This is a genomic window from Pseudomonadota bacterium, from assembly GCA_008501635.1.
In the GTDB taxonomy this organism is placed as follows: domain Bacteria; phylum Pseudomonadota; class Gammaproteobacteria; order QQUJ01; family QQUJ01; genus QQUJ01.
Window position 1 is genome coordinate 40,734 of record QQUJ01000029.1, and the last position, 22,766, is coordinate 63,499.

Below are 22,766 nucleotides of genomic sequence, written 5' to 3' on the forward strand. Positions count from 1 at the left end.
TCAATCCTTGGGTGGAGGGGGTGCCAGCACCTCGCGGGCGCCATTGGACTGCATGGAACTGACAATGCCAGCGCGCTCCATCGCCTCCACCAGGCGCGCCGCCCGGTTATAGCCGATCTTGAGATGACGCTGCACGCCCGAGACCGATGCCCGTCGCGTATCGGTCACTATCTGCACTGCCTGATCGTACAGCGGATCTTCCTCGGCATTGCCGTTACCACCGTTGCCATTGATACTGAACCCGCCGCCATCATCGCCACCCTCGACGAGAATCTCATCCAGGTAGTTGGGTTCGCCACTCGTCTTCAAGTGGCTCACCACCTCATGGACTTCGTGATCAGCCACGTACGCCCCGTGAACGCGCTGAGGGATTCCAGTACCCGGCGCCAGATATAGCATGTCGCCGTGTCCGAGCAGTTGTTCGGCCCCCATCTGATCCAGAATGGTGCGCGAATCAACCCGCGAGGAGACCTGGAACGCGATTCGCGTCGGTATGTTTGCCTTGATCAGGCCGGTAATTACATCCACCGAAGGCCGCTGGGTCGCCAGAATCAGGTGAATGCCCGAGGCACGCGCCTTCTGCGCCAATCGAGCGATAAGCTCTTCCACCTTCTTACCCACCACCATCATCATGTCGGCCAGTTCATCCACCACCACGACAATGAAAGGCATCGGCTCGAGGGTGGGAACCGCGGTCAATGCAGGATCGGCCCCGGTGGCCGCCAGATCCCACAAGGGATCGGGAATCGGCGCTCCACCATCGATTGCCTCCTGAACCTTGCGGTTATAGCCGGCGAGGTTGCGCACACCCAAAGCCGCCATCAACCGGTAGCGGCGCTCCATCTCCCCGATGCACCAGCGAAAGGCGCTCGCCGCCTCCTTCATATCGGTTACCACCGGTGTCAGCAGATGCGGAATCCCGTCGTAGATCGAGAGCTCGAGCATCTTGGGGTCGATCATGATGAGTCGCACCTGACTCGGAAGCGTCTTGTAGAGGATGCTGAGCAGCATGGCGTTGAGCGCCACCGACTTACCCGAGCCGGTGGTACCCGCCACCAGCAGGTGGGGCATTTTGCACAAATCCACCACCACTGGCTGGCCGCTGATGTCTTTCCCCAATGCCAGGGAGAGGGGTGAGATCGCCTTGTCGTAATGGCGTGACTTGAGGATCTCGCTGAGGTAGACCAACTCGCGGTGTTCGTTGGGAATCTCCAGGCCGACGACCGATTTTCCCGGCACCACTTCGACCACGCGCACGCTCACCACCGACAGCGAGCGCGCCAGATCCTTGGCCAGATTCGTGATCTGGCTGACTTTCACACCCGCCGCCGGTTGCACCTCGAATCGGGTAATGACCGGACCGGGATTGACGGCCACCACCTCAACTTCGACACCGAAATCATGCAGTTTGATCTCGACTAGACGCGACATCGCCTCGAGCGTTTCAGTGGAGTAGCCCTGGCCGGAGCTCTGCGCCTTATCGAGCAGCGTCAGCGGTGGCAATTCGTTGCTGGATGGCGCCCGAAAGAGTTCCACCTGGCGCTCTTTCTCGACTCGTTCGCTCACCTCCACCGGTTTGATCACCGGCTCGATCCGCACCGGTGTCCGTTCCCTGCGTTTGACGGTATCGGCAATCGTAACCTTCTCGCGTTCCACCTTGGATTGACGGCCCGCCCAGTAGTCGCGAACGCGGTCGAATCCGTGCGAGAGAGCACTCATCGCCGCGAGCGTGTAGTAGCCCACCGCATCCATCACCGCAAGCCAGGAAAGATTCGTAAGTAGCGTGACTCCGACCAGAAACAGCGCAAGAAGAAACAGCGTAGCCCCCAACACGTTGACTACATGGACCAAACCGCCCGCCACCCCGGCGCCCACTATCCCACCAGCCGTTTCCGGCAGCGCCAGCATCACCGGATTGAAGTGCAGTGCCGCCAGGCCGCATCCCCCCATCAGTGTCAGTAGAAATCCCCCGCCACGGAGACTCAGCCTCCGGGGATCGAGGTGCGGATCGGCCTCCGAATCCTTGAACACCAGCCAGCCGACATAGATGAAAAGTATCGGCAGGAGAAAGGCCAGATAGCCGAACAGGTAGAGCACGACGTCGGCAAACCATGCACCGGCCATACCCCCGCTGTTGGCCACCTGCGGATTGGTGCCGCTGAACGACCAGCCCGGATCGTTGGGATCGTACGATCCCAACGAAATGAGCAGATAGAGTGCGATAACGGCGCAGATCAACAAGACACCTTCGCGCAATCCGCGAGAGAGGTGTCGGGTGAGCTGCGGCCCGACGCTTTTCTTTCGTGTCGCTTGGGCCAATGTAATTAAACCGAGTTATAAAGTTAGTTTACTAAGATTCTTAATTTTAAGGCTTTTTACCATTCAATAACCACCCTTTTCTGGTCGGGGGACCAGCCTCGATCATCGATCCCGGCAGGGTGCAGCCGATGACCGTATCGATGGGTGGCCAGAATAGCAGATTCCACCCCCGGCGGGAGGTGACGGCGATCTCAGGCAGCTGGCATCTCCATGCGCGTGGCCCGCTTTACCCTCCCGTCGCGAATACGTACCATTGGGCACTTTCGCAGCGCAGCTTCCACCGCTTCTGCCGGGTGCGACGGCACCACCCGTTGACAGAGCCCTGCCGCTCGCGCCCGATCACCTTCTGACCCGCGGCACTCACCAATGCCGCGACTCTGACATTTGGAGACTCTTGCATGAGCGAACCGCGACACTGTCGGCTTCTGATCCTCGGCTCCGGCCCAGCCGGCTACACTGCGGCCGTCTACGCCGCCCGCGCCAATCTCGATCCCGTACTGATAACCGGCATGGAGCAAGGTGGCCAACTCATGACCACCACCGAGGTGGAAAACTGGCCCGGCGGCGGAGCGGATATGCAAGGGCCAGGTCTGATGGAAGATATGCGCAAACATGCCGAGCGCTTCAACACCGAGATGATCTTCGATCACATCCAATCGGCCGACCTGCAACGTCGTCCGTTTCTCCTGCGGGGCGACTCTGGCGAGTACACCTGTGATGCACTGATCGTGGCGACCGGGGCCTCGGCCATGTACCTGGGATTGGACTCGGAGCAACACTTTCGCGGCAAAGGTGTCTCGGCATGCGCCACCTGCGACGGTTTCTTCTATCGTGGGCGGAAAGTGGCGGTGATCGGAGGCGGCAACACCGCGGTGGAAGAGGCGCTCTATCTCGCCAATATCGCCGAACACGTGACCCTGGTGCATCGCCGTGACCAGCTGCGATCGGAAAAGATCCTCCAGGATCGCCTGATGGAGCGGGTCAGCAAGGGAACCGTCACCATCGAGTGGAATCACACGCTCGACGAAGTATTGGGCGACGACAGCGGAGTCACGGGTATGCGCCTGCGCAGCCGCGTGGACGATACGACCAAGGAACTCGATGTGCACGGTATCTTCATCGCCATCGGTCACCGCCCCAATACAGAAATGTTCAAGGGGCAGCTGGCGATGGACGACCACGGTTACCTCACTGTTCAGAGCGGGCTAAGGGGCAACGCGACGCAAACCAATGTGCCCGGAATCTTCGCTGCTGGCGATGTCGCCGACTCCGTGTACCGGCAGGCCATCACCTCAGCGGGTGCCGGGTGTATGGCAGCACTCGATGCCGAGCGCTATCTGGATGCGCTGGAATCGACCCAGACAGGGTAGTTCACTCCTCGATCAAGACTCGCATACCCACCGGTATCCGATCGAACAGTTCCACGATATCCGTGTTGCGCATGCGTATACAGCCGTGTGACTCCGGCCTTCCCATGGGCTCGCTGTCGGGGCAACCGTGGATGTAGATAAACCGGCGCATGGTATCAACAATGCCGAGTCGGTTGCGGCCAGTCTCGAGGCCGCTCAGCCATAGAATGCGGGTCAGTATCCAGTCTCGCCCCGGATGGGCGGCGGCCAACCGCGCTGTATAGACTTCACCCGTAGGGCGTCGCGCTGTGAACACTGCGCCGTGTGGCTGCCGCGCTCCGATCTTGGCACGCACCTGATGCCACCCCCTTGGGGTCTGCGCGCTGCCCGACCGTTCTCCGGCACCCGCTTTTCCCGTCGATACCGGGTAGCTCGCCAGGCACTGAGCATCCGCGATAATCTCCAACCGTTGCTGCTTGAGATCGATACGCAGGTAGTGCCGCGGGCGGTCGATGCTTGCTGTCATGCCCACTCCCGATAAGGGTGTTCCGCAAGATAGGCGTTGTAATAGCGTGGATCGTCGGAGACTTCCGCTCCCGCCCAATCGGGCAGGACGAATGTTTCGTCGGCATGCTGCAGTTCGATTTCCGCCAGCACCAACCCGCTGTTGCCACCCGCAAAAACATCGACCTCCCAGGTGTGCTCGGCGCAGGGCACCCAGTAGCGCGTTTTCGCAATATGTCGTCCACCACAATGAAATTCGAGTAACTGTTCAGCATCTTCCAGCGGAACCAGGTATTCAAATTCCGCTCGTGAGATACCGCTGCTGCACCCCTTGATCGTAATCCATGCCTGATCGCCGGCTACGCGCACTCTGACGCTGGCCTCCGGTCCGCGCGCCAGATATCCCTGACGTACCGCGACCGATCGCACCGCGCGCGCTTTCCAGCCATCCGATCGGGTCAGAAATTTACGTTCAATCTCGATTCCCATCGCCACGCCACCCGCCCCTGGTGCCGCCCAGTGTATCCTTGTGGGTAGGTTATGGTCAGCCTCCAAACCATGGAAAACCGCTCTACCCTGCTGTTCGTCTACGGCACCCTGCTTACCGGTACGGGTGATGCGGCGCTGGATCGTCTGTTAAAGCGCTGTCTTGTACCGCTCAACGATGCCGTCGTACGGGGTAGGCTATATCGATTGGGCGGCTATCCGGGTGCGGTTCCCGACCCCGAGTGCCAGACCAGGGTTCCTGGCGTCATCGTTCATGTCCGCCACGCCAGGTTCTGTTGGCCGAGATTGGATCGTTACGAAGATTGCGGAAGACTCTACACGCGGGAACGCATTACTGCTTTTGCGCTCCCGGGCGGCGTACCGGTCTCATGTTGGATCTATCGCTACCGCGGGCGAACCCGGTTCCGTCAACGCATTCGTTCCGCTGAATATCAGGCCGTGCGCAGGTACAAGTCACCCCCTGCTTAACCACCCGCCTGGGACGCCAACCAGCCGCATCCCCCGCGGTCATCCCCTGTCGAATACCGCAATCGATTCCACATGAGCGGTATGTGGAAACATATCCATTACGCCGGCTCCCGTCAGGCGGTACCCGTGCTCCTGCACCAGTAACCCGGCATCACGCGCCAGTGTCGCCGGATTGCACGAAACGTAGACGATGCGCGGCGCCGCAATGCGGGGGATATGCCGCAACACCTCGAGCGCTCCGACGCGCGGTGGATCGATCAGTAGACGATCGTAGGGTGCGTGCAACCAGTCGACATGCGCCAGGGTCGCTGTCAGATCCGCAACCTGAAACTCGGCGTTGGCAATACCGTTCAACCGGGCATTGTCGCGAGCCCGCGCGATCAACTGGGCATCGCCCTCGATTCCGACAACCTTCCCGGCTACGCTGCGTGCAAGCGGCAGCGTAAAGTTACCCAGTCCACAGAATAGATCCAGTATCCGGTCGCCCGGCGCGGGTTCCAGAAGCTCAAGTGCCCTGTCGACCATCTTCTGGTTCAGGCTGGTGTTCACCTGGGTGAAATCGGTCGGCAGGAACTGCAATCGAACGTCGTGAGTTTCCAGCCGGTAGTCCAGTTCGGGGCACTCCGGCCAGAGGGGCAGCAGTGAATCCGGTCCCGCTGGCTGGAGGTAGATCTGCATATCGTACCGCCGGCCGAAGGCTTTCAGCAGCTCACAATCCTCGGCCGTGGGTTGATCCAGGCTGCGAAACACCAATGCCACGGCATTGTCGCCCACGGCCACTTCGATTTGCGGAATCCTGTCGATCAGCGTCAGCTGACCTACCAATGAAGACAAATCGAGAAGACGGGTGCCAACCCGCGGATCCAGTACCTCGCACCGGTTCAGCTCGGCGACGTAATTGCTGTTTCTTTCCCGAAAACCCACCAGCACGCGGCCCTTCTTCGCCACATGGCGCACCCCCAGGCGTGCCTTGCGTCGATACCCCCACACTTGCGCCGTCAACGGTTCGAACACGTGCTGCGGTTCAATCTTACCGATCCGTTTCAGTTGTTCGAGCATGATTTGCTGCTTGGCTGCGATCTGGGCCATAGGCTCCATATGCTGAAGGCTGCACCCTCCACACCGATCGGCATGCAGGCACAGCGGGTCAACACGATCGCCCGCCGCCTCGATCACAGCAATGGCTTCCGCACTCTCGTACTCGCTGTAGCGCGCAACCATGCGCGCCTGAACCACCTCGCCAGGCAGTGCTCCATGCACCAGGACCGCTTTACCGTTGCGATGGGCGACCCCCCTGCCTTCGTGCGACAAGGACTCGATGCTCAGAAGAACCGGTTCCTCGGGTATTCGACGTCGATTTCGTCTATTACGAGCCATAAAGATTACCCGACGATCGCGGTCAACGGACCGCGAGCCATTTCACCGCGAGAAGATTCAAACTGAGAAGACGCCCGTAGAGAGATAACGATCGCCGCGATCGCAGACGATACATACAATAACCGCGTCCTCGACCTCGCCCGCAAGCCGCAGTGCTGCGGCCACGGCACCCCCGGAAGAGATCCCGGCAAATATACCTTCCCTTGCGGCCAGCGTTCGCGCGGTGTTCTCTGCTTCGGTTTGATCGACATCGATCACACGGTCAACCCGTTCGGGTTCAAAGATTTTCGGCAGATACGCCTCCGGCCAACGCCGTATCCCAGGGATACTCGACCCTTCGGTGGGTTGGACTCCAACTATTTGAATCGATGGGTTCTGCTCTTTGAGGTATCGCGACACCCCCATAATCGTTCCGGTGGTTCCCATGGAACTGACGAAGTGGGTGATGGTACCCTGAGTATCGCGCCAGATCTCCGGACCGGTAGCCTCATAGTGCGCAAGAGGATTGTCCTTGTTGGCGAATTGATTCAGCACCCACCCCTTCCCCTCACGCCCCATTTGGTCGGCCAGATCACGCGCGCCTTCCATACCCTGTTCACGGGTCATCAGGATTATCTCCGCACCATAGGCCTTCATAGAGGCCAGCCGCTCCGTACTCATATTGTCCGGCATGATCAGAACCATGCGATAACCACGTATCGCAGCGGCCATGGCCAACGCGATACCGGTGTTGCCGCTGGTCGCCTCGATCAGCACGTCACCAGGTTTTATCTCACCGCGGGCCTCGGCATACTGGATCATGCTCAATGCCGGTCGATCTTTCACCGAGCCGGCCGGATTGTTGCCCTCCAGCTTCACAAGCAGCGTGTTGCGCTTGCCAGTCGGCAAGCGCTGCAATCGGACCAGCGGTGTACCCCCGACAAAGGATTCTATTGTTGGATAGTTCATAGTACCCATTTTAGCGGATTGCGGTGTCCAAAACGACGCAATGATTGTCCTCTCAATGACATGCGGAATACTGCTGGGGTAGGATAAGCCAAAATTCGAAAAGGGATTTCGCACCAATTCGTTCATGTGGGGGGACCCATGCCACGAACTGCTGATTTTCCAAAGCAAGTATCAACCGGACTACACCGGTGGACCGTGCTTCTTGGGCTGCTGGTCCTGCAGACCCATGCGGCGACAGCCGGGGGAGAAACCGCCCCAGGTTCGGGGGAGGACGACGTCTATTTTGGCGACCTGCCCATCGTCCTGTCCGCCACGCGCCTCAGCCAGCCGCTAACTGAAGTGCCGGTTGCCATCACCGTAATCGACCGTGAGATGATCGAAGCATCGGGAGCCCGGGAACTCGCCGATGTGTTTCGGCTGGTACCGGGTTTCGTGGTCGGGTCCGTTAACGGCCACCAGCGCATGGTGGGTTATCACGGTCTTCTCGATGCATTCAATCGGCGTATGCAGGTTCTGGTCGATGGCCGCTCCGTCTATACCTCTACTTTTGGAGGTGTCAGGTGGACCGATCTCTCGCTTGCCTTGGAAGATATCGAGCGTATTGAGGTAGTACGCGGACCAAACGCAGCCACCTACGGTCCGAATTCATTTCTTGGGGTGATCAGCATCAAGACACGTCATGCGCTCGAAGATGGTGGCAACGCCGTCAAGTTCAACATGGGTAGCGATGGTATCGCCGACGCCTATTACCGACATGGGGGCAGCGTAGGCGATTTTGACTATCGAGTGAGCGTTAAGGCAGCAGCCGACTCAGGGTTTGAGAATCACCACGATGACAAGTTGGTACAGCTCATCACCTTCCGCGGCGACTACCAGGCCTCTAACGAGGACAGCTTCGAATTTCATGCCGGGGTAAACAAAGGGCCCCGTGAGGTAGAAGCAACCCTCGAGCGCGAAGAACAAGGTTCAAGCTATTTTGTCCAAGGATTGTGGCGACATGCCTTCAGTTCGGGCAATGAGGTTCGGCTACAGCTCTATCATAACAACTACACCACCAAGGATACTTTTTTTACATCCGAAACAGCGACCGTACCACCTTTTGGTCCCATTGCGATTAGTTCCGATATTGATTTCAGCCGCACCGGGCGGCGTACCGATATTGAATTTCAGCATGTCTTCACCGCATCCCCGGATATAGACGTAGTGTGGGGCGCCGAACTGCGTCGTGACGAGGCAATTTCTCAGACTTTCTGGAATTCACCCGACCCTATTACCAACGATGTATCGCGCCTGTTTGGAAATCTAAACTGGGAATTCTCACCGGGCACACATGTGAGCTTCGGTGTCATGGCGGAAGAGAACGACATTACGGGCACATCGGTTTCTCCACGTCTGGCGCTGAATCATCAAGTCAAACCTGGCCATACGTTGCGCGCATCCTACTCAACAGCAACACGTACGCCATCCCTTTTTGAATCACGTGCCTACTATGGGATCCTCATTGACACACCACTGGCCCCTCCGTTGGATCAACTGGCGCTTTTGCAGTATATCGGTCCCGATACATTGGATGCGGAGGAAATTGAAGCTATCGACCTGGGCTATATATTCTCGTTGCCCCGGTATCATCTGACAGGTGATCTGAGATTGTTCCGCGAAAAAATCGAAAATCTGTTCACCGACCGCGACCTGCTGCCTGCAGAGTACCCAGCCGATTTTAACGGTGTCCCCATTCTCACTGGTTCGTCTCAACTGCATACAGGTGTCAATGGCGATTCGGTAGTTATTCGTGGCCTTGAAGTCCAGCTTGAGTATCGCCCGACGAGCAGGGATCGGCTCTATCTGGGATATGCTAATTTAGATGCCGACAGCACCAATCTATACGACCGCTTTCAGACATCGGTTCCCGAAGAAACTTTCAGTCTGATGTGGCTGCATCGATACGCTGGAGGCGCTTCGACGGTTCTGGCCTACTACTCCGTCGACGAAATTCAGTATACCGACAACAGTCAAATAATCGAGGAACAACATCGTCTCGATTTTCGTGTTGTGCAGTCACTGAAACTGGGTGGGCACCCTGCCGAGTTTTCGCTCACATTTCAGAATATTCTCGGTCAATATCAAGACTATTCTTCCACCAATCTATTCGATACACGCGCCTATATCAGTATCTTAATGCAATTCTAGTAAACAACCGGTTCACTGAGGATGTAATTGGCAACAGGAATGCGCAAACTTCGCATCAAAGCAGTCATTATCAGAGCGTTCAGAGTAATTGTGCGGTCTGTTGCGATCGCGTGCTCCCTGCTTGTTTTGCCAATCGCCGATGCATCAGAAACCTCTGGATCGATAGGTGTTCTCTACTCAGGAGAATCCACTATCCACGAATCAGTTATTGCAGAGCTGGAAAAAAGACTCAACCGTATACTAACAATTGGCGGTGTCCCGCGAGTGGTTCGTTACGATAATGAACAGCTACCGCTCAACAACGCGACGCACTCTCTGTGGATAACCGTTGGGCTCAATGCCGCGCTTCAAACAAAAAGTCTCGAACGACGTACGCCCCTGGTGCATGGCTTATTGCCCAAATTGTCATTGGAAACATTTCTAAAAGACGTCGACGGTAGCACTCAGTCTGTTACAGGCATTCACCTCGACCAACCACCGTATCGTCTTCTCAACCTGATTAAACTGGCAATTCCGGATGCACGTGATTTGGGCGTGGTACTGGGCCCTTCTTCCGCCGAATCACTTCCTGAACTGCAGAAACACGCGAAGAGGTTAGGGCTGACCTTGCATATCGAACAGATATCTGATCAATCGGAACTGATCCATGCACTGGAACGTGTATTGCAGAAGGGGCAGGTTCTTCTGGCCCTGCCCGATCCCTTGATCTACAACCGGTTTACCGTACAAAAAATCCTTCTGACGACATACCGGCGCCGCGTTCCGATTGTTGCGTTTTCAGCCGCTCTGGTACGTGCAGGCGCTACGTTAGCGGTGCATTCGTCACCCGAACAGATAGGTCGCCATATGGCGGAGGAAGCCGCCTCTCTTCTCCGGACACCAGATAATGGACGTTTTCGCATACAGGCACCTCGTTACTACTCTGTATCCGTCAACCGGCAGGTAGCTCGTTCACTTGGCTTGAACATCGGTGAAGCAGAGGAACTACTCAATTCCATGCTGGAGTTGGAAAAACAGCACCAATGAAACTTGGGATTCGAAAACGCGTACTTTTGGTGGCTCTGGTACCCGCGCTGGTCATATCCCTGTTCATGTTGAGTTATTTCGTCGTCAGCCGCCTGGATGCGGCAGAAGAAAATCTAAGAAACCGGGGGCTTAGTTTCGCGCATCAGCTCGCTACCATGAGCGAGTACGCTGTTTTTTCCGGCAATCTTGCCTACCTGCGGTTCCCGGGTGTTACCGTACAAATTGACGAAGACCCGAATATTCAAGCTGCAATTATTCGCGACGCCAGCGGCATGGTGTTGATGACCTATGGCGACACCGATCTGCATCTGGGTGAAATTGATCAGATTGAAGAACAGCGCGGTTCTCGCACCACTGCTCGTGGAACAATACTTATTCATCAGCCCATTGACTTGACCTCGGTCGCGATGAGCGATTACGACGAAGAGATCAGGGCAGGACAGGAAAACCCCCGCCGCAGCACTCCGCAGTTAGGTTGGGTTAGCGTCGAAATGTCAATGGCGGCGTTAAAAAACGAACAACGAAGTATTGTCCTGCGAGCAGTCGGATTTCTGTTCGGCGGACTTTTATTGAGCGGGTGGGTTGCCTATCGACTGGGTCGTGGTGTAGTGGATCCTATACTTTCTCTGACGGAGGCTGTACGACGAATTGAGACCGGCGACCTCGCGACAAGGGTCAAGCAAAGTTCGGAAGGCGAATTGCTGGAACTCGAAACGGGAATCAATCGGATGGTCTCTACGCTGCAGTCTTCTCAGGCGCAGTTGCAGGAACAGGTGCAGAACGCCACTGAAGGCCTCCGCAATTCACTGGAAGCCCTGGCGGTTCAGGAGTCACGCTATCGTGAACTCGTGCAAAACGCCAACAGTTTCATAATGAAGCTGGACCCTGAGGGACGCATTCTTTACGTTAATCCCTACGCCGAAATGTTTCTCGGTGTCTCATCGGAACAACTGCTGGGGCGTGATGTCGTCGGCACTGTATTCCCGGAGGAGGCCGCTACCACTCTTACAGCAGTATTGAGCAATCCCGATTTGGCCTTGATACCCGACGATATTACGGTTACCAAGGACAATCGCCGCGTTTATATATCGTGGTCGAATCGTCCGGTTCTGGATATCGATGGCAACCTGGTCGACATCATCTGCATCGGACACGATATCACCGAACGCCGCAATATCGAGATAGCCATGGAATTGCTCGCTTCTGCAGGAGGTACCGACCGGCAGGTGTTCGACGACATCGCCCGATCCACTCAAGCAGGCCTCGATTCGTTTGCCGCTTTTGTATTGTCCAAGAGTGAGGAAGGGAAGGTTACTTGCACTGGCCACTGGGAGCGCAACAGAAAGGCGTCCCCCGCTTTTGCTGTTGAGAGTGTTGGAGAACTTTTGACCTTGGCGGAAAGCTCGGGAATTTCACTATTCAATAAATCTAACTGGAATCTTTTATCCGAGCGCAAATTCCTTGATTCGAACAATATTTCTTCGTTGGTCGTAGAACAGGTATTGGACAGCGGTTCCTCCGGAACTGTCTGGTTATTGGCTTACGACGTTAAGGCGATCTCCATGACACCGGCTCGGCAAGCCTTTCTTCATCTGGTTTCGCGGCGCGCGGCAATAGAAATACAACGCATAAAGGCCGAACGCGAACTTGCCGATGCCCGCGATAGGGCTTTATCGGCATCACGCGCCAAATCTGAGTTTCTTGCCAACATGAGTCATGAAATTCGCACGCCTATGAATGGTATCGTCGGCTTCACGAATCTTCTGCTACGCAGTCGATTGACGCGCGAACAGCAGAATTATGTATCTACTGTCAGAAAGTCGGCACACAACCTGCTATCTATCATTAACGATGTATTGGATCTCTCGAAAATCGAATCGGGGAAACTGAACATCGATGTTGTCTCTTTTGACTTGCGTGAGTGTGTTGAAGATGCCGTATCTCTACTGGCACCATCCGCCGCAGAAAAACAGTTGGAGTTGGTGACTTTGATCTACTCCGATGTACCATGTCAATTGTTTGGCGACCCGGTGCGGGTGCGTCAGATCCTTATCAATCTCATTGGCAATGCAATAAAGTTCACTCACGACGGATCAGTTATTGTTCGAGTCATGCTTGATGAACAGAACGGCGAAGACGTGTTTCTGCAAATAAGAGTTACGGACACCGGGATAGGGCTGAGCGAGCAGGATAAAAATCGCCTTTTCACCGCATTCGCACAAGCAGATACTTCTGAATCCCGCCGCTTCGGGGGTACAGGCCTTGGCTTAGCCATTTCGAAAAAACTCGTTGAACAGATGAACGGCGATGTTGGAATGGAAAGTGAATTGGGAGCGGGGTCCAGTTTTTGGTTCACGCTGCCTTTCAAACAAGATCTCTCTACTCAGTCCGCTATTCCAAAATCTCCTAATCCACTATCCGGTCTGCGTGCATTGGTGCTTGATGGATCATCCATCGCCCGTCTCGCCATACGGCATACATTGGAAGTCTTCGGTTTTACCGCGGAAGAGGCCCCCGATATCAAATCGGCACTGAAGTTAATCAAACAAGCAAAGAAGCGGAACAACGCGTTTGACGTCATTGTTGTTCTTTTACATAAGAGCAATTCTGAAAAAATGGAGTGCAGGGCATTTGTCAGGGAATCATCGGCACTTACAGAAGCGCCCGTGATTATTCTTTCCAATGCCTATACCCAGGAGGAGATCAACCACGAATGCCAGGAACTTGGTGCGCTGTGCGTATCCAAGCCTATACGTTCCGAACAGCTCTACAACCGCCTCGCGAGCCTCGTCTGCCCGGAGGTTCGAAAAAACGAATGCGATTATGCAACAGATTCATCCCTAATTGATGCTAAAAAAGGACCGCGACTCCATGGTTTGAAAGTATTGGTCGTAGAGGACAACCAAATCAACGCGCATCTTCTGAATATCATATTGCGAGATGCAGGCATAGATGTACATCATGTGGAGTCCGGAATGGCTGCCGTGGAAATCGCCAAAACACAGGACTTCGATCTCATCATTATGGATATACATATGCCTGAGATGAGCGGACTGCACGCAACCGAAGAAATACGGGTCAACGAGGGACCAGACAGGCACATTCCGATTATTGCATTGACAGCCAACGCTCAACCGGGCGAGCGCGAAAGAGTGCTGAAGGCGGGCATGGATGAATTTCTTGGCAAGCCTGTTGATGAGCAGCTTCTTCTACGGATGATATACCGACTGGTAGTAGCGAATTCCAATAGGGAGGACGTGCACGTTGCCACTCCTCCCGTATCACGTCTACTGATTCGTGATATCCCTGCAGCGACTCGAACCAGTGGCGGGAATACCAAACTGGCGGAAGAGTTGTTTGGTATGTTGCTCAATCAGCTGCAATCGCATCGTCTGACTATTCAGAAGCTCTTTAAAGAGGGCGCGTGGTCTGATCTGCGCGAAGAGATACACAAACTGCGGGGGTCGGCAGCCTACTGTGCGTTACCAGCGCTGCTACAGGCCACCCAGGCCTTGGAAATGACTCTTGATGAAGAATTGGGCGAAACCGTCTATCATCGGAACGTGCTCGCGATTTACCGCGAGATTGATCGGCTTTTGACTGCATACGATGCGCAATCCAGCCGCTAGAGTCTATACCTTTCGCAAGAGGGCATAATTCGTTCAATCGGTCTCCAGAACGACAAACGCCAGCGCGTAGTGCTTCTCATCAGACAGGCTCAACCAGGTTCGCGTGATCTGCATGCGCTCGCAGGCAACCCGTGAACCTCCGGTGACGACCAGGAGGGGTTTACCCAAATCATCGTGCCTCACGGATATATCGCGCTTCGCAATTCCGAGTTGGAATCCCGTTCCCAGTGCCTTTGCCGCCGCTTCTTTGGCTGCGAACCGTTTCGCCAGAAATGTCGCAGCCCGTTCCACCTGTAAATACTCCTCGTACTCGACATCTGAGAGAATCCGCTTTGCAAATCTGTCGCCATAACGTTGAACCAAGGCTTCTACTCGTGGAATCGAAACGATGTCCGTGCCAATTCCCGCTATCACCCCTTTCGTCCTTCGGTCATCAGACGTTTCATCTCCGCGACCGCTCTGTCCAATCCGACGAACAGCGCACGGCAGACAATGGCGTGTCCAATATTAAGTTCCCGGATCCATTTGAGTGCCGCTACTGACTTCACATTGTGGTAGTTCAAGCCGTGTCCTGCATTCACCTGAAGACCAAGTTCCTTCGCATACTCCACCCCTTCCGCGATACGAGTCAGCTCCTTTTCCGCTTCCTCTCGACTCGTGGCATCTGCATAGGCACCGGTATGAATCTCCACCACCGGGGCACCTACCGCCGCAGCAGCGTTGATCTGAACCGGATCCGGGTCGACGAAGAGAGACACGCAGATACCCGCCGCACTCAATTGCGTCACGGCCGCTCTTACTCGGTCCTGACTACCCGCCACATCGAGACCACCTTCAGTGGTCAACTCTGCTCGTTTCTCCGGCACCAGACAACAGTGCTGTGGTTTGATCTTGCAGGCCAGTTTCAACATTTCATCGGTAACCGCCATCTCCAGATTCATGCGAGTCTGCAAAGTTTCACGGAGTAATTGAATATCACGATCCTGAATGTGACGACGATCTTCTCGTAAGTGAACGGTAATTCCATCCGCGCCCGCCATCTCCGCCGCATACGCTGCCTGTATCGGGTCTGGGTATCTGGTACCACGAGCCTGCCGTAGGGTAGCAATATGATCAATGTTGACGCCTAACGCGATATCACCAGTGCAATTGAGTGTGTGATCAGTCATTGGTTAGTGTCACCCCTCCGAGTTGCCTGGCCCTGAAGGCCTTCCTGTTTTTTTCTGGTTATGTTGCACATGCAATAGCTCACGACTCTTTAACGGTTTTTCACCAAGATAGCGGGATAGCACTTTTTGGAGTAGAAATCGCGCCTCGCGCAACTGCTCCACGCTCATCGCTTTTCCATGATCCATAGCAATCAACGTCGCTCCACTGACACTGATACGACCATCGCCTTCCGTTGCAGAAGCCATGGGGCCCACCTCAGGATGATAATCATAGCGAATGTCTGCCTGAATAGCGGCACCACTACTGACATCGTGATCGAGGATCAGTCCATAGCCAATCTCATCCAGCAGCCTCCTTTCGAACAATCTTAGCGCATGGGTCTGCTGATCGTGATCCACGATGCTTTGCAAGGTCACTTCGTAACATTCGAAAAGCTGTGGATGTGGATCATGCCGCGTCAGCAATCGAATAAGCAACTCGTTGAGATAAAATCCGCAGGCTAGCGCGCGCCCTTGCAAACGATTAGGGGCAACTTCCCTCTCGACTGCAGTCAATGTCCCCAAATCTCCCCGGGCAACCCAGGAGATTTTTACTAATGAGAACGGTTGCAGTAGCGCTCCATGGGCGTACTTGCCTGAACGCGCACCTCTTGCAACCACACCGACTCGCCCAAAGCGGTGTGTAAAAAACTCTACCAAAAGACTGGTTTCACGGAACTTGCGGGCATGCAACACGAATGAGGGTTGCATTTCCGCGGTTTGCCTTTGCATTCAAAGTCTCCGTGACGAACCTGGATAGCCGTTTCGAGGCCTATGAACCCGAATAGCCCAACGAACGCAAAGCGCGTTCGTCGTCCGACCAGCCTTCCCGCACCTTAACCCACAATCGCAAAAATACTTTGTGGCCCAGCATGGCTTCTATGTCGATTCGAGCCAACTCACCCACCTTCTTCAACATATGCCCGCCCTTACCAATCACAATTGCCTTTTGTCCATCGCGCTCGACCCAGATAATTGAACTGATTGTTGTCAGCTCATCCTCTACTTCGAATTGTTCGATTTCTACAGTGAGCGCATAGGGTATCTCTTTGCCGAGAAGACGCGTCAGTTTCTCCCTGATAATCTCTGCCGCCAGGAACCGTTCGCTGCGGTCGGTTATTTGATCATCTGGGTAGAGAAATTCCCCTTGTGGCAATACATTTATCACAGCGTTTTCCAGCGTGCTTACCTGATCTCCGTTCAGGGCAGACAGCGGTACGATATCTTGATAGTCGCGCTTTTTCGACATTAACCCCAATACCGGTAACAGCTGATTCTTATCTTTAATCTGGTCGACCTTATTTACGGCCAGAAAGACGGGCGCTTTGACCCGCTTCAGCCGTTCAAGGACAGACTCGTCCTCTTCCGTCCACCGTGTTGCTTCGACGACAAATATTACGGCATCTACGTCTTCCAACACCGCGGCTGCCGTACGGTTCATATAGCGGTTCATGGCCCGCTTGGCGTCTGTATGAAGTCCTGGGGTATCGACATAAACCACCTGGGCGTTCTGGACGGTATGAATACCCAATATAGCGTGCCGTGTGGTTTGTGGGCGTCGGGAGGTAATACTGATTTTATACTTCAGTAGATGATTGAGCAGTGTCGATTTGCCAACATTGGGTCGACCAACAATAGCCACGTAGCCACTGCGTTTGTTATTCATCGTGAGCGTCGCTCAGTAGCGCGAGCGCCCTCTGTGCCGCCTGCTGTTCCGCACGGCGCCGACTACTACCCTCACCCGCAACGACATGTTCGAACCCAGGCACTCTACAAATAACACTGAAGATCTGGTCGTGAGGCTGACCCCTTACATCACTCACTTCGTACTCGGGCAATTCTCTCTGACGCGCCTGCAGATATTCCTGGAGCCTGGTCTTGGCATCCTTGAGTTCATCGACGTCCTCTAACTCATCAATTCGTTCGCCAAGCACCCGCAACACCAACGCAGCGGCTTTTTCAAATCCGACATCAAGATAGACAGCACCAATAATGCTCTCCAGTGCATCTGCGAGAATGGAGTCACGCCGAAAGCCACCGCTTTTCAGCTCACCTGATCCGAGGTAGAGGTACTCACCTAAATCAAGTTCTCGTCCTACTTCGGCCAACGTTTCACGCCGCACCAGACGTGCACGGTATCTGCTTAACTCCCCTTCGTCTGCCTGGGGGAATCGTCGATACAAAGCCTCAGAAACCGCTAACCCTAGTACGGCATCACCCAGAAATTCCAATCTTTCGTTGTTGCGACTATCCGCGCTACGGTGTGTCAACGCCTGCCTGAACAACGCTGAGTCGCCAAAATCAACTTCCAGCTTGCGCAGCAATCTGGAATGGTCGACCATCAGCGGGTCGCCACCTCGATACTGTCGGAGAAGACCACTACCGCATCGACATTCAACATAATGGGCACACGCACTTCGTATTCCACTGCAATCTTGAGCAGACCGCTTTTCGCATCCTTTGCCACAGTGACATTCTCTCTCTTCACATTAGTGACGTCATTGATATCGAAACGGCGCTGGAGAAGGTTTCTTATCTCTCCTGGACTCTTATCCTTGATGCCCACTTCCTGCTGCAGTGATTTCAACGACGAAGTAACGTTGAAGTTCTCCAGATAGGGTGGTACCAGTCGCAGCACCAGCAAGGTAAAAAAAGCGATCAAGGCCAAGACCATGAGGACACCGACCGCGGTCATCCCCTGTTGCTTTTTCATTGCGCTCATCCTGTGTTTCCCCCTTGGTGTTTATTCAATACTGTTACCTATTCGATCCCACTCTACTCCACCGTTCCAGTTCATCCAGATCATAAACGCCTTGCCGACCAGGTTTTCCTCGGGTACCGCGCACCAAACACGACTATCGTTACTGTTATCACGATTGTCCCCCATAACGAAGTAGTGACCCTCAGGGACTGTGTACTCGCCGTTTTGCAGGCAGGGAGTGGACATATCTCCTGTGGGATCGACAAGTATCTGATGCTCGACATCGCCCAGTTTCTCCCGTAGCAACGCCAACTCCAGCGAATAGCTTGGATTGTTGTCGATGATGTATTTGCCTTCAATCTTTAGATCGACCGGTGTTCCATTGATATAGAGGCGTTTTCGATCATAGCGCAAATGATCTCCCGGCAGTCCGATCACGCGCTTGATGTAGTCCAGTGAGGGATCGCGAGGAAACCGGAACACGACAACATCACCTCGCTGCGGTTCGCCAATATCCAATATCTTGGAATGCGCAACAGGCAGACGAAGTCCATAGGCATATTTTTGCACCAGTATGAAATCGCCGACCTGGAGCGTGGGTATCATCGATCCAGAGGGAATTCGAAAGGGCTCGATGACAAACGACCTGAGCACAAGAACCGCCAGTAAAATCGGAAAGAACGAGCGCGCATACTCGACAACAACCGGTTCGCCATGCCGAGAGTCCGTGGCATGTTCATCTGTTTGCGATTTTCCGCCTGCGTCGGATGCAACCCTGCGTTTTGGCGCCCACACCAGAGCATCGATGGCCCAGATCACGCCGCAAATGAGCGTGGTCAGAACGAGAATGGTTGCAAAATCAAAGTTCATGACGAAATCGTATTTCCTGTTGTTCGAATTACTACGTTGAGAAACACTGGCTACTGCTTTTTACCCACTTTGAGAACCGCAAGAAACGCGTCCTGCGGGATTTCCACCCGCCCTACCTGTTTCATGCGTTTTTTGCCCGCCTTCTGCTTCTCCAAAAGCTTGCGTTTGCGAGTCGCGTCCCCGCCATAGCATTTGGCGGTCACATTTTTGCGCAATGCCTTGACGGTGGTACGAGCCACCACCTTGGAACCAATAGCCGCCTGGATCGCCACCTCAAACATCTGCCGTGGAATGAGTTCCTTCATCTTCTCGGTGAGATCCCGGCCGCGCTGTTGCGAAAAATCGCGGTGCACAATAGTCGAGAGCGCGTCCACGGTCTCACCATTGATGAGAATATCCAATTTGACCAGCGGCGCCGCCTGGAAGCGGACAAACTCGTAATCAAAGGACGCATAGCCGCGGCTGACCGACTTAAGGCGGTCAAAAAAATCCAAAACCGCCTCATTCAAGGGCAATTCATAGCTTACTGCAACCTGATTTCCCAGGTACTGCAGCTTCTTCTGCACGCCTCGCTTCTCTATGCAGAGATTGATCACTGCACCAAGATGCTCCTGTGGAACCAGAATGTGTGCCTCGATGATAGGCTCACGGATTTCTTGAATCATGTTGGGCGTGGGGAGATGCGCCGGATTGTCAACGTAAACTGTGTTACCGCTGGTATCCAGTACTTCGTAGATGACAGTAGGCGCTGTCGTAATCAGATTGAGGTCGTACTCGCGTTCCAGCCGCTCCTGAACTATCTCCATGTGCAGCATACCGAGAAACCCGCAGCGAAATCCGAAACCCAATGCCTGTGAGGTTTCAGGCTCGTAATGAAGCGCGGCATCATTGAGGCGCAGTTTCTGCAGAGCGTCTCGAAAATCTTCGTAGTCATCGCTATCGACCGGATAGAGTCCAGCGAACACGCGGGGCTGAACCTGTTTGAATCCAGGAAGCTGCTTGACGGCCGCCCTGCCCGCCTCGGTGACGGTATCACCGACCGGCGCCCCGTCAATCTCCTTGATCCCCGCTATCAGATACCCAACCTCACCAGCACGCAGCTGCGGTTGGCGTACCATACGCGGTGTGAAGATCCCGATCTGCTCCGCCTGATAATTGCGGCCCGTGGACATGATGCGCAGCTTGGCCCCCTGCTTCATTACACCGTTCACCACACGCACCAACGAGATGACGCCGACGTAGTTGTCGAACCAGGAGTCTATGATCAGCGCCTGCAGGGGCGCATCCGGGTCGCCTTTGGGTGGCGGTATCCTCTGCACCAGTTGCTCAAGAAGATCGGGAACTCCCAATCCGGTCTTCGCGCTGACCCGTAGGGCGTTGCTTGCATCCAATCCGATGATTTCCTCTATCTCGTGGCAAACACGATCAGCATCAGCCGAGGGGAGATCGATCTTGTTGATAACGGGCAGTACTTCCAGCTCCTGGTCGATAGCTGTATAGCAATTGGCAACACTCTGCGCTTCGACCCCCTGGGCCGCATCCACCACCAGCAGCGCACCCTCACAAGCCGCTAATGAACGGGATACCTCGTAGGAGAAATCCACGTGACCCGGGGTATCGATAAAGTTGAGCTGATACGTCTGGCCGTCGCGGGCTGTGTAGCCCAAGGTGACACATTGCGCCTTGATGGTAATTCCCCGTTCGCGCTCCAGGTCCATCGAATCGAGAACCTGCTCCTTCATTTCACGCGCGTCGAGGCCCCCACATATCTGTATGAATCGATCTGCCAGTGTGGATTTACCATGATCGATGTGGGCAATGATGGAAAAGTTACGAATGAGATCGAGATAGCTCACGGCGCTGCAAATCGGCTTTGGTCGTGCATCAATGAAAACAGGCCGCGTCCGGGCGCAAGCCCCGGCGCGGCCTTCCTAAAGGCGCACTAGTATAGCCGATCCCCCCGTGGCGAGTCAGCGATCCAACGCTTGCGAAGGTCGGGTTTCCTCAAGCGCGGCCGCAAGCGCCGTTTCATCGAGAAAATAGTGGCAAATCTCCCGCTCACCCAGCATCAGCACCGGGATTCGCTCGCCAAAGCGCCGCTCCAGCGCTGTGTCCCCTTCGATGTCAACGAAGACCACTTCAAAACCATAGCGTTGACGCCACGGCTCCAAGGCACGGCGCATCTCATCGCACAAATGGCAGTAACAATTGCCGAACAGACGCAACAGCACCCCGGTCACTCAGGTATTTTCATCGCCAGGAACATCGGGCCGGTCTTGCGATAGACCAGAACCGCAACCGATTTGCCTTTGGGGAGCTTGTCTACCAGCTCATTGAACTGCTTGAGACCGGTAATCTTTTCATTGTTGATGCTGGTTATGACATCACCGGCACGCACGCCGGCCGCCTGTGCAGGCCCTTCCTTGAGCGACTTAACGATCAGTGCACCCTTATCGAGCCCCAGTTCCTGACGCTGTTCTTTTGTGAGCTCCTCAACTTCGATGCCTAACCGGTTGGTGCTGCGCTTCGACTCCTGGCTCTGACTGACGCGCACCTCGTCTTCGGCCGGCAATTCGCCGATCTTGACGCTCAATTTGGTTGTGCGTCCGTTACGCAGCACTTTGACCGGCACGCTGTTACCAACCGGCGTCTGCCCCACCAGCGGCGGTAATGCACTTGAGCTGCTGACCTCGCGGCCATTGAACTCGAGCACCACATCGCCCACCTCAAATCCGGCCTCTGCGGCCGGGCTGTCGGGTAGTACGCGCGCCACCAGTGCGCCGCGGGGCTTATCCAACCCGAAAGACTCCGCCAGTTCACGTGTCACATCCTGAATCAGGACACCCAGCCACCCGCGAACGACTTTGCCGCGCGTCTTGAGCTGCTCGACCACATTCATCGCCACATCCATGGGTATGGCGAATGACAGACCCATAAAACCGCCCGTACGGCTATAGATCTGCGAGTTGATGCCTATCACTTCGCCATCGAGATTGAACAGCGGCCCACCTGAGTTACCCGGATTGATGGCGACATCCGTCTGAATGAACGGTACATAATTCTCGCGCGGCAGACTGCGGCCCTTGGCACTCACGATCCCCGCCGTCACCGAATGATCGAATCCAAAGGGGGAGCCAATAGCAAGCACCCATTCGCCGACCTTGAGATCGCCGGAACTTCCCATCCGTACCACCGGGAGATCACCGTCGGTGGTTACCTTGAGCAGGGCGATATCGCTGCGCTCGTCGAATCCGATCACTTTGGCCTCCAACTCACGGCGGTCACTGAGGCGCACGATGATTTCGTCCGCCCCCTTCACCACATGGGCATTGGTCAGCAGGAATCCATCCTTGGAGATAAAAAACCCGGAACCAAGCGACTTCGAATCAAACTCCTCGGGAATTCCTCCTTCACCCTCCTCACCGAAGAAATGGCGAAAAAGATCGCCGAACGGGCTGTTTTCAGGCAGTTCCGGAACGCGCAATCCCGGCGGAATCCGGTTGCTGCGCTGCACCTTCTGAGTGGTGCTGATGTTGACGACGGCTGCACTGTTCTGCTCCACCAGTTTGGTGAAATCGGGCAGACTCCGGGCCTGCACCTCCTGTGCAATCAGCAACAGCGGCAGAATCACCCATGCACTTGTTCGTAAAAGACTATATGACATCACTCAACA

Annotated in this window: 20 protein-coding genes; 5 read left to right on the top strand and 15 right to left on the bottom strand. The window is 55.1% G+C overall.

Annotated elements, in window-relative coordinates:
* A complete protein-coding gene (locus tag DWQ09_16675) occupies positions 1–2,319 on the bottom strand; it encodes a DNA translocase FtsK (protein KAA3626321.1) in 2,319 nt (772 codons plus the stop codon).
* 398 nt (positions 2,320–2,717) lie between these two features.
* Between DWQ09_16675 and trxB the strand changes: the two genes are divergently transcribed.
* Entirely contained in the window at positions 2,718–3,689 is a 972-nt protein-coding gene (gene trxB, locus DWQ09_16680) for a thioredoxin-disulfide reductase (protein ID KAA3626322.1), read from the top strand.
* Position 3,690: 1 nt separating this feature from the next.
* Here trxB and DWQ09_16685 read toward each other — a convergent pair whose 3' ends face one another.
* Together DWQ09_16685 and DWQ09_16690 are read right to left on the bottom strand one after the other, a co-directional pair.
* Complete coding sequence (locus DWQ09_16685; GenBank protein ID KAA3626323.1) at positions 3,691–4,194, bottom strand: L,D-transpeptidase; 504 nt, start codon at positions 4,192–4,194, stop codon at positions 3,691–3,693.
* Positions 4,191–4,661, bottom strand: a complete 471-nt coding sequence (locus DWQ09_16690; GenBank protein KAA3626324.1) for a CYTH domain-containing protein — start codon at positions 4,659–4,661, stop codon at positions 4,191–4,193. Before DWQ09_16690 ends, DWQ09_16685 begins: the two co-directional genes overlap by 4 nt.
* A 51-nt stretch (positions 4,662–4,712) precedes the next feature.
* Here DWQ09_16690 and DWQ09_16695 point away from each other — a divergent pair, with 51 nt between their 5' ends.
* Positions 4,713–5,147 (top strand): gamma-glutamylcyclotransferase, encoded by a 435-nt coding sequence (locus tag DWQ09_16695; protein ID KAA3626325.1) that lies wholly within the window; start codon positions 4,713–4,715, stop codon positions 5,145–5,147.
* Between the two features lie 39 nt (positions 5,148–5,186).
* On the opposite strand, the gene DWQ09_16700 is transcribed toward DWQ09_16695, so the two are convergent.
* Together DWQ09_16700 and DWQ09_16705 are read right to left on the bottom strand one after the other, a co-directional pair.
* Positions 5,187–6,524 carry a 23S rRNA (uracil(1939)-C(5))-methyltransferase RlmD gene (locus tag DWQ09_16700; GenBank protein ID KAA3626326.1) on the bottom strand — a complete coding sequence of 446 codons (1,338 nt, stop codon included), beginning with the start codon at positions 6,522–6,524 and terminating at the stop codon, positions 5,187–5,189.
* A 57-nt stretch (positions 6,525–6,581) separates the two neighbouring features.
* A complete protein-coding gene (locus DWQ09_16705; GenBank protein ID KAA3626428.1) occupies positions 6,582–7,472 on the bottom strand; it encodes a cysteine synthase CysM in 891 nt (296 codons plus the stop codon).
* 138 nt (positions 7,473–7,610) lie between these two features.
* Between DWQ09_16705 and DWQ09_16710 the strand changes: the two genes are divergently transcribed.
* From DWQ09_16710 to DWQ09_16720, 3 genes are read left to right on the top strand one after another with little or no spacing between them, the layout of a single operon-like run.
* Positions 7,611–9,659 (top strand): TonB-dependent receptor, encoded by a 2,049-nt coding sequence (locus DWQ09_16710; protein ID KAA3626327.1) that lies wholly within the window; start codon positions 7,611–7,613, stop codon positions 9,657–9,659.
* A gap of 39 nt (positions 9,660–9,698) precedes the next feature.
* Positions 9,699–10,685 carry a hypothetical protein gene (locus DWQ09_16715; protein ID KAA3626328.1) on the top strand — a complete coding sequence of 329 codons (987 nt, stop codon included), beginning with the start codon at positions 9,699–9,701 and terminating at the stop codon, positions 10,683–10,685.
* The gene (locus tag DWQ09_16720; protein KAA3626329.1) at positions 10,682–14,314 is read left to right on the top strand and encodes a response regulator; all 3,633 of its coding nucleotides are present in this window, start codon (positions 10,682–10,684) and stop codon (positions 14,312–14,314) included. Before DWQ09_16715 ends, DWQ09_16720 begins: the two co-directional genes overlap by 4 nt.
* A gap of 33 nt (positions 14,315–14,347) precedes the next feature.
* On the opposite strand, the gene DWQ09_16725 is transcribed toward DWQ09_16720, so the two are convergent.
* The 10 genes from DWQ09_16725 to DWQ09_16770 form a co-directional block, all read right to left on the bottom strand.
* Complete coding sequence (locus DWQ09_16725) at positions 14,348–14,728, bottom strand: holo-ACP synthase (GenBank protein KAA3626330.1); 381 nt, start codon at positions 14,726–14,728, stop codon at positions 14,348–14,350.
* Positions 14,725–15,483 (bottom strand): pyridoxine 5'-phosphate synthase, encoded by a 759-nt coding sequence (locus DWQ09_16730; protein ID KAA3626331.1) that lies wholly within the window; start codon positions 15,481–15,483, stop codon positions 14,725–14,727. The genes DWQ09_16725 and DWQ09_16730 overlap by 4 nt, the downstream gene beginning before the upstream one ends.
* 9 nt (positions 15,484–15,492) lie before the next feature.
* Complete coding sequence (gene recO, locus DWQ09_16735) at positions 15,493–16,254, bottom strand: DNA repair protein RecO (protein ID KAA3626332.1); 762 nt, start codon at positions 16,252–16,254, stop codon at positions 15,493–15,495.
* 40 nt (positions 16,255–16,294) lie between these two features.
* Complete coding sequence (locus tag DWQ09_16740; protein KAA3626333.1) at positions 16,295–17,188, bottom strand: GTPase Era; 894 nt, start codon at positions 17,186–17,188, stop codon at positions 16,295–16,297.
* Positions 17,181–17,864 carry a ribonuclease III gene (locus DWQ09_16745; GenBank protein KAA3626334.1) on the bottom strand — a complete coding sequence of 228 codons (684 nt, stop codon included), beginning with the start codon at positions 17,862–17,864 and terminating at the stop codon, positions 17,181–17,183. The genes DWQ09_16740 and DWQ09_16745 overlap by 8 nt, the downstream gene beginning before the upstream one ends.
* Positions 17,864–18,244: a DUF4845 domain-containing protein gene (locus tag DWQ09_16750; GenBank protein KAA3626335.1), complete on the bottom strand. Its 381-nt coding sequence runs from the start codon at positions 18,242–18,244 to the stop codon at positions 17,864–17,866. The genes DWQ09_16745 and DWQ09_16750 overlap by 1 nt, the downstream gene beginning before the upstream one ends.
* A 21-nt stretch (positions 18,245–18,265) precedes the next feature.
* Positions 18,266–19,093, bottom strand: coding sequence for a signal peptidase I (gene lepB, locus DWQ09_16755; GenBank protein ID KAA3626336.1), 828 nt, complete (start codon positions 19,091–19,093; stop codon positions 18,266–18,268).
* Positions 19,094–19,143: 50 nt separating this feature from the next.
* Complete coding sequence (locus DWQ09_16760) at positions 19,144–20,949, bottom strand: elongation factor 4 (protein ID KAA3626337.1); 1,806 nt, start codon at positions 20,947–20,949, stop codon at positions 19,144–19,146.
* Between the two features lie 114 nt (positions 20,950–21,063).
* Positions 21,064–21,276, bottom strand: a complete 213-nt coding sequence (locus tag DWQ09_16765; GenBank protein ID KAA3626429.1) for a glutaredoxin family protein — start codon at positions 21,274–21,276, stop codon at positions 21,064–21,066.
* A gap of 53 nt (positions 21,277–21,329) precedes the next feature.
* Positions 21,330–22,757, bottom strand: coding sequence for a DegQ family serine endoprotease (locus tag DWQ09_16770; protein ID KAA3626338.1), 1,428 nt, complete (start codon positions 22,755–22,757; stop codon positions 21,330–21,332).
* Positions 22,758–22,766 lie beyond the last annotated feature (9 nt).